Raw genomic sequence first — 15,876 nt, 5'->3', positions numbered from 1 at the left:
GCTCCATATCGAGAGCCGCCTGCAAGCCGCCAACACCGATGGCGCTTTGACCCTGATCGCCCCCGAAGACGCACCGCCTGATCTGCACGCTTGGCAAAGTTTGTTGGGACGGATGGACCGGGTGAGGAGCACCACGTCATCTGTTCAAGCCCACCAACACCCCCGCCAGCCGGTTATGTCGCTCGACCAGCGGGCCGAGGTCCACGGTGGTGAGTTGGCCTTGGCGGACGACGATGCGGCCGTTGACGATGGTGTAGGCGGTTTGGGCTGAGGCGCAGAGCAGCAAAGCGCCGAGGGGGTCGTGCAGGGCACCGCCGGCAAAGCCCAGGGTGCGGGTGTCGAAGATCGCCAAATCGGCGGCCATGCCGACGCTGAGGTGGCCGATGTCGTCGCGGCCCAGCACGCGAGCTCCGCCTCGGGTGGCGATTTCAAGGGCGTTGCGGGCGGTCATCTCGGCCGGGCCGTGGTCGCAGCCGAAGGGCTCCAGTGAGCGCCCCACCCGCGCCAGCAGCATGGCTTGGCGCGCTTCGTTCAGCAGGTGCGCGGCGTCGTTGCTGGCGCTGCCGTCCACGCCCAAGCCCACCGGCACGCCAGCGTCGAGCATGCGGCGGATGGGCGCGATGCCCGAGGCCAAGCGCATGTTGCTGCACGGGCAGTGCGCCACCCCCGTGCCGGTGGCGGCAAAGCGGGCGATGCCGGGGGCGTCGAGCTTGACGCAGTGCGCGTGCCAAACATCGTCGCCCAGCCAGCCCAGGCTTTCGGCGTATTCGGTGGGCGTCATGCCGAACTTTTCGCGGCTGTAGGCCACGTCGTGGTCGTTCTCGGCCAGATGGGTGTGCATGCGGGTGCGGTATGCCCGCGCCAGCTGCGCCGATTCGCGCATCAAGTCGCGGCTGACGCTGAAGGGCGAGCAGGGTGCCGCCACCACCCGCAGCATGGCGTAGCGCCCTTCGTCGTGATGGGTTTCGATCAGGCGCTGGGTGTCTTTGAGGATGGCGTCTTCGCGCTCCACCAGGCTGTCGGGCGGCAACCCGCCGCTGGATTCACCCACGCTCATGCTGCCGCGTGCGGCATGAAAGCGCATGCCTATTTGCTGCGCCGCTTCGATTGAGTCGTCAAGCCGCACGCCGTTGGGGTAGAGGTAGAGGTGGTCGGAGCTGGTGGTGCAGCCCGACAGCATCAACTCCGCCATCGCCACCTGGGTGCTCACGCGCACCATCTCGGGCGTCAGGCCGGCCCAGATCGGATAAAGCGTCTTCAGCCACCCAAACAACTCCGCGTTCTGCGCCGCCGGAATCGCCCGCGTGAGGCTTTGGTACATGTGGTGATGCGTATTGATCAACCCCGGCACCACCACATGCCCCCGCGCATCAATCACCTCATCCACCTCGCCCACCCACTGCTGCGCCATGCCCGCGACTTCCGCCGCCGGCCCCACCGCCGCAATCACCCCGCCCCGAATCAACACACTCCCATCCCGCACCTCCCTGCGCTGTTCATCCATGGTGGCGATGAGGGTGGCGTGGTGGATGAGGAGGGTGGGGGTCGTGGGTGTCATGGTGGGTGCAGTGGGTGTTTCGCTTGAAACCACCCATGGCCTTTTTAAATGGGGGGACGGCATGGTCGCATCACGAACCCGTTCGCCCTGAGCTTGTCGAAGGGCTTGAGGCCAAACGGGCGGGGCTTCGACAGGCTCAGCCCGAACGGTGGTGTAACTGTGGTGTGTTAAGGCCCTTCGACAAGCTCAGGGCGAACGGTCAAGGGGGCTCAGATCGAACGGAGCCGAGTTGGGCTTCGGTGCCATGGTGGGTTGCGTGACCATCAACATCTCCGCCACCACCGACACCGCAATCACGCCGGGTTCTTTGCCGGGGAGGGTGGGGAGGCCGATGGGGCAGTGCATGAGGTTGAGCTCGGTGGGGGTGAAGCCGTGATGGGTGAGGCGGTGGTGGAAGCGGGCGCGTTTGGTGGCGGAGCCGATGAGGCCGAACCAGCCGATGTCGGCGTGGTGGCGTTGGCGGTGCAGGATGGTTTGGGCCAGACGCAGGTCGAGGCTGTGGTCGTGGGTCAGGACGAGGTGGAAGGCACCGGGCGGGGCCAGATCGACTTCGGCTTCGAGGGGGTCAGAGCACAGGCGTTCGATGTGGCTGGGCAGGGGTGCGGGCAAAAGGGTGGATGGGGGCGGGAAGGCGTCTTCGCGGGCGTCGAGCCAGAGGACGTGGCAGGGAATGTGCGCCAACACCGCCACGATGGCTTGGCCGACGTGGCCTGCGCCGTAGAGCTGCAAAACAAAGCGCACTGCGGGCGCGGGCCAAGCGGCCAAGGCGGCGGCGTTGAGGGGCTCGAAGTGCAGGGTGACTTCGCCGCCGCAGCACTGGCCCAGTGAGGGGCCGAGGGCCACGCGCCAGTCGAAGGGGGCAGGATGGCGGGAATCAGCCGCCAAGGCTTGGCGGGCGCGGGCGATGGCTTGCCATTCCAGATGGCCTCCCCCCAAGGTGCCAGCCACCGCGTCCAGCCCGACCAGCATGCGCGTGCCGGCATTGCGCGGCACCGAGCCACGGGTGTGCTGCACCGTGATGATCAGCGCCGGTGCGCCGCTCAGGAGCCACTGCCGGGCTTGGGCCAGATCGAGCATGGTTTTTCAGGCGGCGGCGGTTGCATTGCGCTGGGCTTGGACCGCTTCCACGGCCATCAAGAGCGCTTCGGGCGTGGCCGGGGCGCGTAGCGGTGGCTGGCAACCGGCCGGGCCGCAGGCGGCGACGGCGTCGCGCAGGGCCAGAAAGACCGAAAAGGCCAGCAGCAGCGGCGGCTCACCCACGGCTTTGCTGCGGTGGATGCTGTCTTCGACGTTGGCGTTGTCAAACAGTGCGGTGTGCCAAACCGCAGGGGCGTCGTTGGCGGTGGGGATTTTGTAGGTCGAGGGCGCGTGGGTCAGCAGCGCGCCGCTGCGGGGGTGCCAAACCAGCTCCTCGCTGGTCAGCCAGCCCATGCCTTGGATGAAGCCGCCCTCGATCTGACCGATATCGATGGCGGGGTTGAGCGAGCGGCCGACGTCGTGCAGCAAGTCGCTGCGCAGCAAGCGCCATTCGCCCGTGAGGGTGTCGAGCAGCACCTCGCTCACCGCTGCGCCGTAGGCAAAGTAGTGAAACGGGTGGCCGCTCAAGGTGCTGCGGTCCCACGACAAACCGGGCGTGGCGTAGAAGCCGTCGCTCCAAAGCTGCACCCGGGCCACATAGGCTTTTTGCACCAGCGCGCTGAAGGCGATGCTCTGGCCGTCCGGGCCGTGGACCGCGCCGCCGGCAAAACGCACTTGCTCTGCGCGCACCGCGCCGCCGGCAAAACGCACTTGCTCTGCGCGCACCGCGCCGCCCCAAAGGTCCGCAGCCAACTGCGCCAAGCGCTGCGTGATCTGCCGGGCGGCGTCTTGGGCCGCCTTGCCGTTCAGGTCCGAGCCGGTCGAGGCGGCTGTGGCCGAGGTGTTGGCCACCTTGCTGGTGTCGGTGGCGCTGCAACGCACCCGGCTCAGCGGCAGACCCAACTCATGCGCCACCACCTGCGCCACCTTGGTGTTGACGCCTTGGCCCATCTCGGTGCCGCCGTGGTTCACCAACACCGAGCCGTCTTGGTAGACATGCACCAGCGCCCCGGCTTGGTTGAAGTGGTTGACGTTGAAGGCGATGCCGAACTTGACCGGCGTGAGCGCCAAGCCTTTTTTGAGGATCGGGCTGGCGTCGTTGAAGGCTTGCAGCGCGGCGCGCCGCGCGTGGTAAGCGCTTTGGTCGATGAGTTGCGCGGTGAGCGGCGCAATCACGTTGTCACGCACCGTCTGGCCGTAGGGCGTGACGTTCTGCGTCTCGACGCCGTACCAGTTGGCTTGGCGCACCGCCAGCGCATCAAGTCCCAGATGGCGGGCGATGTGATCCAGCACCACCTCGGTCAGCAGCGCCCCTTGCGGCCCCCCAAAGCCGCGAAAGGCGGTGTTGCTTTGGGTGTGGGTGCGCGCCATGTAGCCGTTCAGGGCGACGTTGGGCAACCAATAGGCGTTGTCGATGTGGCACAGCGCCCGGGTGAGCACTGGGCCTGAGAGATCGGCCGAATGCCCAGCGTGGCCGATCAGGCTGACGTCGAGGCCTTGGATGCGGCCCTCGGCGTCGAAGCCGACCTCCCAATCAAACTCGAAACCATGGCGTCGCCCGGTGATGAGGAAGTCGTCGTCCCGGTCAAGTCGCAGCTTCACTGGCCGCTCCAAGCGTTGGGCGGCCAAGGCCGCGACGCAGGCAAAGGGGGCGGATTGCGACTCCTTGCCGCCAAAGCCGCCGCCCATGCGCCGGCACATCACCTGCACTTGGTGTGTGGGCAGCGCCAAGGCGTGCGCCACCACGGCTTGCATTTCGCTGGGGTGTTGGGTGGAGCAGTGAACGAGCAAGCCGCCGTCGTCTTGCGGCAAGGCCAAAGCGATCTGACCTTCGAGATAAAACTGCTCTTGGCCGCCCAGGCTGAAACGGCCTTCAAGCCGATGCGCTGCGCCGTGGATCGCCCCGGCCACGCCGCCGGGATGGTGGCTGCGGCTCAGGTGCATCGGCGGCACCACATAGTCGCCTGCGGTGTGGGCGGCGCGCACGTCCAGCACCGCTGGCAGGGGCTCGATGCGCAGCACCTGCTTGGCGTGGGCCGCCGCCCGCCGAGCCGCCATGCGATCTGTGGCGATCACGGCAAAGACCGGCTGGCCCAAGTAACGCAGCGTTCCGGGGCCTGCGGCGCTGGGCGGCTCGGCCAAGATCGGTTCGTCGTGAACGATGGCACCGCAATCGTTCGGCCCCGGAAAATCCGCCGCCGTGTAGACCGCCACCACCCCGGCAAGGGCGCGCAAGGCGTCCAGATCGATGCCGAGCCAGCGCCCATGCGCGACGGGCGAAAGACCCAAGGCGGCGTGCAAGGTGCCCACGGGCTCAGGGATGTCGTCGGTGTAGGCGGCCCGACCGCTGACGTGCAGGTGGGCCGATTCATGCGGCAAGGACTGGCCCAAAGGGCTGCGCAGCGCGGGAGCATCCATGGTGTTAAACGGTGCCTTCAAAGACCCGCAACTGCGCGGCGGGCAGGGGTTGATCGGGGCGGGTTTCGAGCCACAGACGCATCAACAGGCCGCGTGCGGCGGCCCGGCGATAGCTGGCGCTGGCGCGCAGATCGCTCAGCGGCGTGAAGTCGGCCTCCAGCGCGGCCAGCGCCCGCTCCAGCGTGGCCTCGTTCCACGGCTGGCCCAGCAACGCCGCTTCGGTGCCCGCCGCCCGCTTGACCACCGCCGCCATGCCGCCAAAAGCCAACTTGACGTCCGTGACCACGCCAGCGCTATCAAGCTGAATCGCCATGCCCGCGCTCAAGGCCGAGATATCGCAGTCGAAACGCTTCGAGATCTTCCACGCGCGGATGTGCCAAGGGCTTTCCTGGGGTGACGGTGATAACGGCACTTGCACCGCTTCGATGAATTCACCGGCTTCCAAACGGTTTTGCATGTAATCGACGTAAAACGCATCCAGCGCCAGCTCGCGCTGCGCCGCGCCTCGGCGCAGCAGCAGCTTGGCCCCCAAGGCCATCAGCACCGGGGCGGCGTCGCCGATGGGCGAGCCGTTGGCCAAGTTGCCGACCAAGGTGCCGGCGTGACGCACCGGCGGGCCGGCAAAGCGGCGGTGGATCTCGCTCAAGCTCGGCCAGTGCTGGACCAAGGCTTGCCAAGCGTCTTCCAGGGTCACGGCTGCGCCGATGTGCAAGCCGGTGTCTTCGCGGCGCAGTTGGCGCAGCTCAGCCACGTCGCCCAAGTGGATCAAGGGGCCGGTTTCGCGCAGCTGTTTGTTGACCCACAAGCCGATGTCGGTGCCGCCAGCCAGCAGCCGGGCTTGGGTGTGTGCCAGTCGCAGCTCGGCCAGTTCAGGCAGGCTGCGCGGCGCGTGCCAAGTGGGGCTGTCGAGCGGGGCGTCTTGGCGCAGCGCTTCCAATTGGGCTTGGAGCGGGCCCAGCACCAAGCCTTCCGGCAAATAGCCGTCTTCTTGACCGTGGCCCATCTGTTCGGCCGCGTCAAGAATCGGTCGGTAGCCGGTGCAGCGGCACAGATTGCCAGCCAAGTCATTCGCCAACTCGGCCCGGCTGGCGCAGCGGCCTTGAAGGCGCTGGCGCTCGAAGCTCAGCGCCAGCGACATCGCAAAGCCGGGGGTGCAAAACCCGCATTGCGAGCCATGACAGCGCACCAAGGCTTCTTGGGCCGGATGCAGCCGGGGTGGTTGGGTGGAATCGGTGGGTGGAGCGGGGCTGAGATCTTCCACCGTCAGCAGGGCTTTGCCGTGCAGGGTGGGCAAAAAGCGGATGCAGGCGTTGAGGGTGCGCAACCGAACGTTGCCGTCTTCGAGTTCAGCGACGATGACCGTGCAGGCGCCGCAGTCACCTTCGTTGCAGCCTTCTTTGGTGCCGAGGGTGCCGCCTAACGTGCCGCCCAACGTGCGGGCATCCTCGCGCAGCCATTGCAAGAGGGTGCGGGTGGGGTCGGTGTTGGCAGCTTCAACCACCTGACCGCGAAAAATGAATCGAATCGGAGCGTTCATGGCTTGGAGCGTAATACGATGCGGCACCAGTTACAAATGAGACCCAGCTGAGTCACCCATGAAACCCGCCTTCTCCGCACCCCCTGATCGACGAGCGTTGTACGGCGATGTGCTGGACATGGTGGCTCAGCCGACGCTTGAAGATCCCGCAAGTTTGGGGCCACGTTATCGCCCGGCGCATTGGTTGCTGATGGAGCGGGGCCGCATCCACGCGGTCCAAGCCGAAGAACCCGACGCCAGCTGGACCCAAGAGCGCCACCCCGGCCGGCTGATTCTGCCGGGCTTCATCGACACCCATGTGCATGCGGCGCAGATCGACGTGATCGGCGCTTGGGGCGCGGCCTTGCTCGACTGGCTGGAGCGCCACACCTTTCCGGCCGAAGCGCGCATGGCTGATCCGGCCCACGCTGCGTTCATCTCGGGCTTGTTTCTGGACGGCTTGCTGGCCGCCGGCACCACGGCGGCGATGGTGTTTCCCACCGTGCACAAGGGCTCGGTCGAAGCCCTCTTTGAGGCGGCTGAAGCGCGCGGCATGCGCCTGATCGCCGGCAAGGTGTTGATGGATCGCCATGCGCCCGCCAACTTGCGCGACGACGTGGTGCAAGCCGAGCGCGACTGCGGCGATCTGATCGAGCGCTGGCACGGGCAGGGCCGTTTGAGCTACGCCGTGACGCCGCGCTTTGCGCCGACCTCTTCGCCCGCGCAGCTCGCCATGGCCGGCGAACTCATGACGCTACGGCCGGAGCTCTACATGCAAACCCATGTGGCTGAGAACCGCGACGAGGTGCGCTGGGTGGCGGAACTCTTTCCCGAGGCGCGCAGCTATCTGGACGTTTACGAGCGCTTTGGCCTGCTGGGGCCGCGCGCCATGTTGGCGCATGGCATCTGGCTGGACGCCAGCGATCGGGCCTTGTTGCACGAACGTGGTGCGGCGCTGGCCTTTTGTCCGTCCTCGAATCTGTTCTTGGGCAGCGGGCTGTTTGATTGGCGGGCTGCGCGTCAAAGCGGCTGCGCCGTCACCGTGGGCTGCGACGTGGGCGGCGGCACCAGCTTGTCGATGCTGCGCACGCTGGCCGACGGCTACAAGGTGCAGGCCTTGGCGGGGCGGCGGGTCACGGCGTGGGATCTCCTCTATGCCGCCACCCGAGGTGCGGCCGAGGCGCTGGGCTTGAGTCATGAAATCGGCAGCTTTGACGTCGGTACACTCGCCGACGTGGTGGTCTGGGACCGCGCACGCAGCCCCGTCGAGCAGCGCCGCCAAGCGGTGGCGCAAGACTTGCATGAAGCGGTTTTTGCTTGGCTGACTGTGGCCGGCGAAGACCATGTGGTGTCCACCCGGGTGGCCGGGGTTGAGCGCTATCGGCGGAGTTCATGAATCGACCTCTTTCTTCCTCTTCCGCCCAAGGCGCACCCAGCTCGCTGCCGTTGCGGCTTGAACTGCGCGGCATCACCAAGCAGTACCCGGCGGTGCGGGCCAACGACGACGTGCATCTCCAAGTCGCACCCGGCCAGATCCACGCGGTGTTGGGCGAAAACGGCGCCGGCAAATCGACCCTGATGAAGATCATCTACGGCGCCACCCGGCCCGACGCGGGCGAGCTGCGCTGGAACGGCCAGCCGGTGCAGATCGCCAGCCCAGCGCAAGCCCGCAAGCTGGGCATCAGCATGGTCTACCAGCACTTTTCGCTGTTTGACACGCTCACGGCGGCTGAGAACGTTTGGCTCGGGCTGGATCCCTCGCTCGCTCCATCGCGCTCGCTGGCGCAAGTGACTGAGCGCATCCGCGCGGTCTCAGTCGGCTACGGCCTGGATGTGGACCCGCTGCGGCCGGTGCATACCTTGAGCGTGGGCGAGCGCCAGCGGGTCGAGATCGTGCGCGCCTTGCTGACCGAGCCGCAGCTGTTGATCTTGGACGAGCCGACTTCGGTGCTGACGCCGCAGGCGGTCGAAAAGCTCTTTGTGACGCTGCGCAAGCTCAGCAGCGAAGGGTGCAGCATCCTCTACATCAGCCACAAGCTCGACGAGATTCGCGCGCTGTGCCACCACTGCACGGTGCTGCGCGCGGGCAAAGTCAGCGGCGAGGTGGACCCGGCGCAAGAGAGCAACGCCAGCCTCTCAAGGCTGATGATCGGGGCCGATCCTCCTGTGCTCACGCCGCGCCAAGCGCGCACGGGGGCGGTGGTGCTGGGCGTGCAAGGCTTGAGCTTGCCGCAGCAAGACGCCTTTGGCGTGACGCTCCAAGCCATGGCGTTGCAGGTGCGCTCGGGCGAGATCCTCGGCATCGCCGGGGTGTCGGGCAACGGTCAGCAAGAGCTGATGGCGGCGTTGTCGGGTGAAGACCCGCGCGCCCCCCACGGCAGCATCACGTTGGACGGCAGCGACATCGCCCAAGCCAGTCCGCGCAAGCGCCGCGCCTTGGGCCTGCACTTTGTGCCCGAAGAACGCTTGGGGCGCGGGGCGGTGCCCAGCCTGTCACTGGCGCAAAACACCTTGCTGACGCGCACCGAAGCGGTGGCGCGCCGAACCGGCTGGCTTGATCTGGCCGCCACCCAGCGCTTGGCAGCGGCGCTGATCGAGCGCTACAAGGTCAAGGCCGGTGGGCCGCAGGCCAGCGCGCAGTCGCTTTCGGGCGGCAATTTGCAAAAGTTCATCGTCGGGCGCGAGATCGACGCCAACCCCAAGCTGCTGATCGTCTCGCAGCCCACATGGGGGGTGGACGTGGGCGCAGCGGCGCAGATCCGGGGGGCGTTGCTGCAACTGCGCAATCAAGGCTGCGCGGTGCTGGTGGTCAGTGAGGAGTTGGACGAATTGTTTGAGATCAGCGACCGTTTGCAGGTCATCGCCCAAGGGCGACTCTCGCCCGCCATCCCGACCGCCCAGGCGACCATCGAGCAGATCGGCGCTTGGATGTCCGGGCTTTGGAAGGAGACCCCCCATGTTCAAGCTTGAACCCCGTGCCCAGCCGTCCAAAGCGATGTCGATGGCCTCGCCGGTGCTGGCTTTGGCGATCACGGTGTTGATCGGCGTGGTGCTTTTTGTCGCGCTGGGCATCGACCCGCTCAAAGGGTTGGGTGCTTTTTTTGTCGAGCCCTTGAAGAGTGCTTATGCCTTGTCCGAGCTGTCGGTCAAGGCGGTGCCGCTGGTGCTGATCGCGCTGGGTTTGGCGGTGTGCTTTCGGGCCAACGTCTGGAACATCGGGGCCGAAGGGCAGTTTGTTTTTGGCGCCTTGGCGGCCGGTTGGGTGGCGATGCAGGCCGGGCCCGAAACCGGCTGGGCGTGGCTGGGCCGGGGCGTGGTGGGGCTGATTTTGCTGGCCGGGGTGCTGGGCGGCATGGTCTGGGCGGGGGTGGTGGCTTGGCTGCGCGACCGTTTCAACGCCAGCGAAATTTTGGTCAGCCTGATGCTGGTTTACGTGGCCGAGCAGGTGCTGGGCTACTTGGTCTACGGCCCGTGGAAAGACCCGAACGGCTACAACTTTCCCCAAACCATCAGCTTTGACGCCGTGACCAAAGTGCCGCGTCTGGTGGACGGCTTGCGGCTCAACGTGGGCGCGCTGATCGCCTTGGGCGCGGTGCTGGGCCTTTGGGCCTTTTTGTTTCGCACCTATCAGGGCTTTGCGCTTCAGGTGGGTGGTTTGGCCCCGGCGGCGGCGCGTTACGCCGGCTTTTCTTCGCGCCGGGCGCTGTGGATGGCGCTCTTGATCTCAGGCGGCGCAGCCGGTTTGGCCGGGGCGCTGGAAGTGGCCGGGCCGCTGGGGCAGCTCACGCCTTATGTGCCAGCGGGCTACGGATTCGCCGCGATCATCGTGGCCTACGTGGGGCGCTTGCATCCGGTGGGCATCGTTTTTTCGGCGCTTCTGATGAGCATGTTCTACATCGGCGGCGAGCTGGCGCAGTCGCGTTTGGGGCTGCCAAAGGCGCTGACCGGCGTCTTTCAAGGTTTGCTGCTGTTTGCCCTGCTGGCCTGTGACACCTTGGTGCATCACCGCCTGCGTTTTGTCGGAGCCAAGTCATGACCGATGCTTCAACCATGACCTCGCTGGCTTTACTCTTGGCCGCCACCTTGAGCGCTGGCACCGTGCTGGCGCTGGCCGGTTTGGGCCTGTTGATCAACGAGCGCGCCGGCATCATCAACTTGGGGGCCGAGGGCCTGATGTTGGTGGCGGCGATTGCGGGTTTTGCCACCGGCGTTCAGACCGGCTCGGACGTGCTGGCCTTTGCAGCGGGTGCGACGGCTGGGGCGCTGCTGGCTGCTGTGCTGGGCCTGTTGGTGATTTGGCTCGGCACCAATCAATACGCCACGGGCTTGGCGCTCAGTTTGTTCGGCGCAGGCTTTTCAGCGTTTGTCGGCATCCGCTACACCCAAGAGCGCTTGCCCACACGCATGACGTTTGAGATCCCCGGCTTGGCCGATCTGCCCTTCATCGGCCCGGCGCTTTTTAAGCAGCACCCGATGGTCTACCTCACCATCGCGTTGGCGGTGGGGCTGGCGTGGTTTCTGTACCGCACCCGTGCAGGGCTGGTGCTGCGCGCGGTGGGCGAGTCGCCTGAGTCGGCCCACGCGCTGGGCTATCCCGTGCGGCGCATCCGCTTCATGGCTGTGGTGGCGGGCGGGGCGCTGTGCGGCTTGGCGGGGGCCTATTTGTCGGTGATTTACACCCCGCTGTGGGTCGAGGGCATGGTGGCGGGCAAAGGCTGGATCGCCTTGGCCCTGACCACCTTCGCCACGTGGCGGCCGGCGCGGATTTTGCTCGGGGCCTACTTGTTTGGCTTGGTCACGATGGTGCAGTTCCATCTGCAAGGCGAGGGCGTGCAGATCGCCAGCCAGTGGCTGACCATGCTGCCCTACGTGGCGACCATCGTGGTGCTGGTGCTGATCTCGCGCAACCCTGCTTGGATCCGCGCCAACATGCCCGCCTCGTTGGGCAAGCCCTTTGTGCCGGGGCACTGAGTTCCTGATGTTTCTAACCAACCGGAGAGAGAGCATGACCTTGAAGAAAACCCGCTTGATGACGTTGAGCACGCTAACGACCTTGGCGACCGTGGCTACCGTGACTGCCACCACCGCTTTGGTGGGTTGCGGCAAGAAGGCCGAAGCCCCGGTGGTGGCTGCCCCGGCTTCCGCCACCAAGGCCGAGCCGCTGAAGGTGGCATTTGCCTACGTCGGCCCGGTGGGCGATGGCGGCTGGACCTTTGCGCACGACAACGCCCGCAAGGCGCTGGAGAAGGAATTTGGCGACAAGATTGTCACCAGCTTTGTCGAAAAAGTGCCCGAATCGGCCGATGCTGAACGCGTGTTTCGCGACATGCTCGGCCAAGGCAACAAGCTGATCTTCGGCACCACCTTCGGCTACATGGAGCCGATGCTCAAGGTGGCGGCTGACGCCAAAGACATCAAGTTTGAGCACGCCACCGGCTACAAGACCGCTGAGAACCTGCGCACCTACGACAGCCGCACCTATGAAGGGGCCTACATGGCGGGGGTGGTGGCCGGCGGCATGACCAAGACCAACACGCTGGGCGTGGTCGGCTCGATCCCTATTCCTGAGGTGATCCGCAACATCAACGCTTTCACCTTGGGCGCGCAAAGCGTGAACCCCAAGATCAAGACCAAGGTGGTGTGGGTGAACGAATGGTTCAACCCGCCCAAGGAAACCGAAGCCGCCACCGCGCTGATCAACGGCGGGGCCGACATCCTGATGCAAAACACCGACTCGCCCGCCGTGCTCAAGACCGCCGAGGACAAAGGCAAGCGCGCGTTCGGCTGGGACAGCGACATGACCGCCTACGGCCCCAAGGCGCACTTGGGCTCTGCGGTGATCAACTGGGCGCCGTACTACATCAAGGCCACCCGCGACGCGCTTGAAGGCAAGTGGGCCACCGGCAAAGCGTGGTGGGGCGTGAAGGAAGGTGCCATCGACTTCGTCTCGCTGGCTGCCGATGTGCCCACTGAGATCAAAACCAAGCTCGAAACCGTCAAAGCCGGCTTGAAAGACGGCAGTTTCGTGATCTGGAAGGGTCCGCTGGTGGACAACACCGGCAAGGAAGTCCTCGCCAGCGGTGCTGTCGCCGATGACGCCCTCTTGGGTGGCATCAAGTTCTACGTCAAGGGCGTGGACGGTCAGGTGCCAGGGAACAAGTAAGCCGCTTGACGCTGCTTTCCCGTTCGTACTGCGCCTGCTTCTTCCGTTCGACCTGAGCCTGTCGAAGGGCTGGGGCTTCGACAGGCTCAGCCCGAACGGGGAAACGGATCACGGTGGTCTGAAACCGATGGGCATGGTGGGCCGGGATCATAGGAGAATGCCCGTCGAAAAACTGGCTTTCAGGAGCGCCCGCCATGCATGCAACGACCCGTTCTGACCTGTCTTCATCGGCCACCAGCGCCATCGACTTCAGCGCCATCCCGCGTGCGCAGTTGCCGTTGTTGCTGGCGCGCATGCCCAAGGCGGAGTTGCATTTGCACATCGAGGGTTCGCTGGAGCCGGAGCTGATCTTCAAGCTGGCGCAGCGCAATGGCCTCACGCTGGCTTATTCCAGTGTGGCGGCCTTGCGGGCGGCCTATGCGTTCACCGATCTGCAAAGTTTTCTCGACATTTACTACGCTGGGGCGAGCGTTTTGTGGAAGGAGGAGGACTTCTTCGACATGGCTTGGGCGTACTTTGAGCGCGCGCATGCGGATGGCGTGGTGCATGCCGAGCTGTTTTTTGATCCGCAAACCCATACCGAGCGCGGTGTGCCGTTCGAAGTGGTGATTCGGGGCTTGCACCGCGCTTGCACCCAAGCCCAGGCGCAGCTGGGTCTGAGCGCGGCGCTGATCCTGTGCTTCTTGCGTCACTTGAGCGAAGACGAGGCCTTCAAGACGCTGGAGGAGGCGCTGCCCCATCGGGCGCTGTTCATCGGCGTGGGTTTGGATAGCTCGGAGCGCGGCCATCCGCCAGAAAAATTTGCCCGCGTTTTTGCCCGCGCCCGCGAGCTGGGCTTGCACGCGGTGGCCCACGCGGGTGAGGAAGGTCCACCCGCTTATGTGTGGAGCGCGCTGGATGTGCTGCACGCCGAGCGCATCGACCACGGGGTGCGCAGCGTCGAAGACCCCACGCTGATGCAGCGCTTGGCGGTGGAGCGCGTGCCGCTCACGGTCTGTCCGCTGTCGAACCTCAAGCTGCGCGTGGTCCAGGATCTGGCCGATCACCCGCTGCCGCAACTGCTTGAAGCGGGCCTAGTGGCAACGATCAACGCCGATGATCCGGCCTACTTTGGCGGCTACATCCTCAAAAACTTTGAGGCAACGTTTGCCGCTTTGCCGCAGCTCGGGCCCCAAGAGGCCTATCAGCTGGCGTGCAACAGCTTTGAGGCCAGCTTTGTGGCCGAAGACCAAAAACAGCGCTGGCTAGCAGCGCTGGACGCCGTGTTTGCAGCAGCGGCGCAAGGCGGTGCGATCTAAGTGCCACGCCTGAGGGGGCTCAGCCCGACATGGCGTCATGAAGCGGTGCTGGTGTTCATCACTGTGCTGTGGGGCAGCACCTTTTTGATCCTGCACACGGCGCTGCGCTGGAGCGGGCCGCTGACCTTGGTGAGCGCGCGCTTTGCCTCGGCCGCCGTGTTGCTGGCGCTGCTGATGGGGCCGAAGCGCTTGGGCGGTCTCACGCGCCATGAATTGCGCGCTGGGGTGCTCACGGGGCTGGTGATCGCAGCGGTCTACGGTTTGCAGACGATGGGCTTGACGCAGATATCTAGCAGCAAGTCGGCTTTTCTGACGGCGCTTTATGTGCCGGCGGTGCCGCTGTTGCTGGCCCTTTTTTGGCGGCAACCGCCCCGCCCGCTGGCGTGGTGGGGCATTGCGGCAGCTTTTGGCGGCATGGTGTTGTTGGCGCAGCCGGCGGGGGCTGATTGGGCCTTGGGCAAAGGCGACGCGCTGACCTTGGCGGCGGCGTTGATGGCGGCGCTGGAGATCGTGCTGCTTGGGCAGTGGAGTCCCGGCTGCGATCCGCGTCGCTTGGCCTGGGTTCAGACCATGGTGGTGGCGCTGGTGGGTGCACCGCTGGCGCTGTGGCACGGCGAGGGCCTGCCGCAGTTGGATGCAGGCTGGGTGCTGTGCGTGGGCGCGCTGGCGCTGATGACCGCTTTCATCCAATTCGCCATGAGCTGGGCGCAGCAGACGGTGTCTGCCACCCACGCCACGCTGATCTATGCCTTGGAGCCGGTTTGGGCCGGCTTGATCGGTGTGTGGGCGGGAGACCGCTTCGGGGGGCTCGCTTGGACGGGCTCCGGGCTGATCCTGCTCGGGCTCGTTCTCCGCTCGGTCGCCAAAGGGTCAGAAACTTCAGAAGTGAGCCCCACCCGCGTTGGCCATGTAGATCACACCTGAGCGAATCTCTGCATCGCTCAGCGCATGACCGCCTTGGGCGGGCATGGCGTTTTTGCCCTTCAAGGCTGAAAGGACCAGCGCATCCAAACCGGTCTTGATGCGTGGCGCCCAAGCGGCGGTATCGCCAAATTTGGGTGAACCCGCTGCGCCGGTGGCGTGGCAAGCCGAGCAGGTGGACTTGAAGACCGCTTCGCCGCTTTTGGCTGTCGTGGCAACCACGGCGGCGGGCGCTTGAGCGGTTGCTGGTGCCGCTGCTGTGACCGCAGCCGCAGCCGCAGCCGGCGCTGGCTCAGCGCTGTTGACCATGCGTACCTTGGCAATTGGCTGGATACGCTCCGTCACGGCTTGCTGGTCGTGCGGCAGCGACGACAAGGTGTAGTGGGTGATGAAGCGAATGCCGCCAATCAGCACGGCGATGATGATCCAGAGTCCTGCAATCCACATGGCCATGCAGACGTTGAGGCCCAAGACAACCCGACACCCATAGGCCGTAGAGGGATCGACATCGCTGGAAAGCTCGGGGTAGATGGGGTCGTGTGCGCTCATGGTGGTCCGATCAGGGAGCAGTTCCAGACTTCCCGGCCGTAGCCGGGGTCACGTTCGTCTCAGCCGTGGCGACACGGACCTTGGCGATGGGCTGGATGCGCTCCGTCACGGCCTGTTGATCGTGTGGCAGCGACGAAAAGGTGTACTGCGTGATGAAGTGGATGCCGCCCACCACCACGGCGACGATGATCCAGAGTCCGGCGATCCACATCGCCATGCAGACATTGAGGCCCAAAACGACCCGGCAGCCATAGGCCGTGGAGGGATCGACGTCGCTGGAAAGCTCGGGGTGGACGGTGTTGTAGGTACTCATGATGGACTTTCAGGGGACAAAGATCCGAGGCTTTTCTGGAATGCACTGAAAACAGTTAGAATG

At 65.6% G+C, this 15,876-nt stretch carries 13 protein-coding genes; 7 read left to right on the top strand and 6 right to left on the bottom strand.

The window, feature by feature from the left end; all coding sequences use genetic code 11:
* Positions 1 to 136: 136 nt before the first annotated feature.
* The 4 genes from AB3X39_RS03050 to xdhA form a co-directional block, all read right to left on the bottom strand.
* Positions 137 to 1,558: an 8-oxoguanine deaminase gene (locus tag AB3X39_RS03050; protein WP_369415880.1), complete on the bottom strand. Its 1,422-nt coding sequence runs from the start codon at positions 1,556 to 1,558 to the stop codon at positions 137 to 139.
* A gap of 186 nt (positions 1,559 to 1,744) precedes the next feature.
* The gene (gene xdhC / locus AB3X39_RS03045; RefSeq protein WP_369415879.1) at positions 1,745 to 2,635 is read right to left on the bottom strand and encodes a xanthine dehydrogenase accessory protein XdhC; all 891 of its coding nucleotides are present in this window, start codon (positions 2,633 to 2,635) and stop codon (positions 1,745 to 1,747) included.
* Between the two features lie 6 nt (positions 2,636 to 2,641).
* Positions 2,642 to 5,053 (bottom strand): xanthine dehydrogenase molybdopterin binding subunit, encoded by a 2,412-nt coding sequence (xdhB, locus tag AB3X39_RS03040; RefSeq protein WP_369415878.1) that lies wholly within the window; start codon positions 5,051 to 5,053, stop codon positions 2,642 to 2,644.
* A 4-nt stretch (positions 5,054 to 5,057) separates the two neighbouring features.
* On the bottom strand, positions 5,058 to 6,590 hold the full coding sequence (gene xdhA, locus AB3X39_RS03035) for a xanthine dehydrogenase small subunit (protein WP_369415877.1): 1,533 nt from the start codon (positions 6,588 to 6,590) through the stop codon (positions 5,058 to 5,060).
* Positions 6,591 to 6,648: 58 nt separating this feature from the next.
* Between xdhA and guaD the strand changes: the two genes are divergently transcribed.
* The 7 genes from guaD (at position 6,649) to AB3X39_RS03000 (ending at position 14,954) form a co-directional block, all read left to right on the top strand.
* The gene (gene guaD / locus AB3X39_RS03030) at positions 6,649 to 7,965 is read left to right on the top strand and encodes a guanine deaminase (RefSeq protein WP_369415876.1); all 1,317 of its coding nucleotides are present in this window, start codon (positions 6,649 to 6,651) and stop codon (positions 7,963 to 7,965) included.
* Positions 7,962 to 9,539, top strand: a complete 1,578-nt coding sequence (locus AB3X39_RS03025) for an ABC transporter ATP-binding protein (protein ID WP_369415875.1) — start codon at positions 7,962 to 7,964, stop codon at positions 9,537 to 9,539. The genes guaD and AB3X39_RS03025 overlap by 4 nt, the downstream gene beginning before the upstream one ends.
* A complete protein-coding gene (locus tag AB3X39_RS03020; RefSeq protein ID WP_369415874.1) occupies positions 9,526 to 10,605 on the top strand; it encodes an ABC transporter permease in 1,080 nt (359 codons plus the stop codon). The genes AB3X39_RS03025 and AB3X39_RS03020 overlap by 14 nt, the downstream gene beginning before the upstream one ends.
* 14 nt (positions 10,606 to 10,619) lie before the next feature.
* Complete coding sequence (locus AB3X39_RS03015) at positions 10,620 to 11,540, top strand: ABC transporter permease (protein WP_369415885.1); 921 nt, start codon at positions 10,620 to 10,622, stop codon at positions 11,538 to 11,540.
* Positions 11,541 to 11,574: 34 nt separating this feature from the next.
* The gene (locus AB3X39_RS03010; protein ID WP_473964884.1) at positions 11,575 to 12,732 is read left to right on the top strand and encodes a BMP family ABC transporter substrate-binding protein; all 1,158 of its coding nucleotides are present in this window, start codon (positions 11,575 to 11,577) and stop codon (positions 12,730 to 12,732) included.
* 194 nt (positions 12,733 to 12,926) lie between these two features.
* Entirely contained in the window at positions 12,927 to 14,030 is a 1,104-nt protein-coding gene (locus AB3X39_RS03005) for an adenosine deaminase (RefSeq protein ID WP_473964883.1), read from the top strand.
* Positions 14,031 to 14,954: a DMT family transporter gene (locus AB3X39_RS03000; protein WP_369415873.1), complete on the top strand. Its 924-nt coding sequence runs from the start codon at positions 14,031 to 14,033 to the stop codon at positions 14,952 to 14,954. It begins immediately after the preceding gene.
* Here AB3X39_RS03000 and AB3X39_RS02995 read toward each other — a convergent pair.
* Together AB3X39_RS02995 and AB3X39_RS02990 are read right to left on the bottom strand one after the other, a co-directional pair.
* Positions 14,910 to 15,500, bottom strand: coding sequence for a c-type cytochrome (locus AB3X39_RS02995; protein WP_369415872.1), 591 nt, complete (start codon positions 15,498 to 15,500; stop codon positions 14,910 to 14,912). The genes AB3X39_RS03000 and AB3X39_RS02995 overlap by 45 nt on opposite strands.
* A 10-nt stretch (positions 15,501 to 15,510) precedes the next feature.
* Positions 15,511 to 15,813, bottom strand: coding sequence for a hypothetical protein (locus tag AB3X39_RS02990; protein WP_369415871.1), 303 nt, complete (start codon positions 15,811 to 15,813; stop codon positions 15,511 to 15,513).
* Positions 15,814 to 15,876: the final 63 nt, after the last annotated feature.

The organism is Leptothrix ochracea (assembly GCF_041083635.1).
In the GTDB taxonomy this organism is placed as follows: Bacteria; Pseudomonadota; Gammaproteobacteria; order Burkholderiales; family Burkholderiaceae_C; genus Sphaerotilus; species Sphaerotilus ochraceus.
Note: the sequence above shows the minus strand (reverse complement) of the source record. Positions and strands in the feature narration are given on the sequence as shown.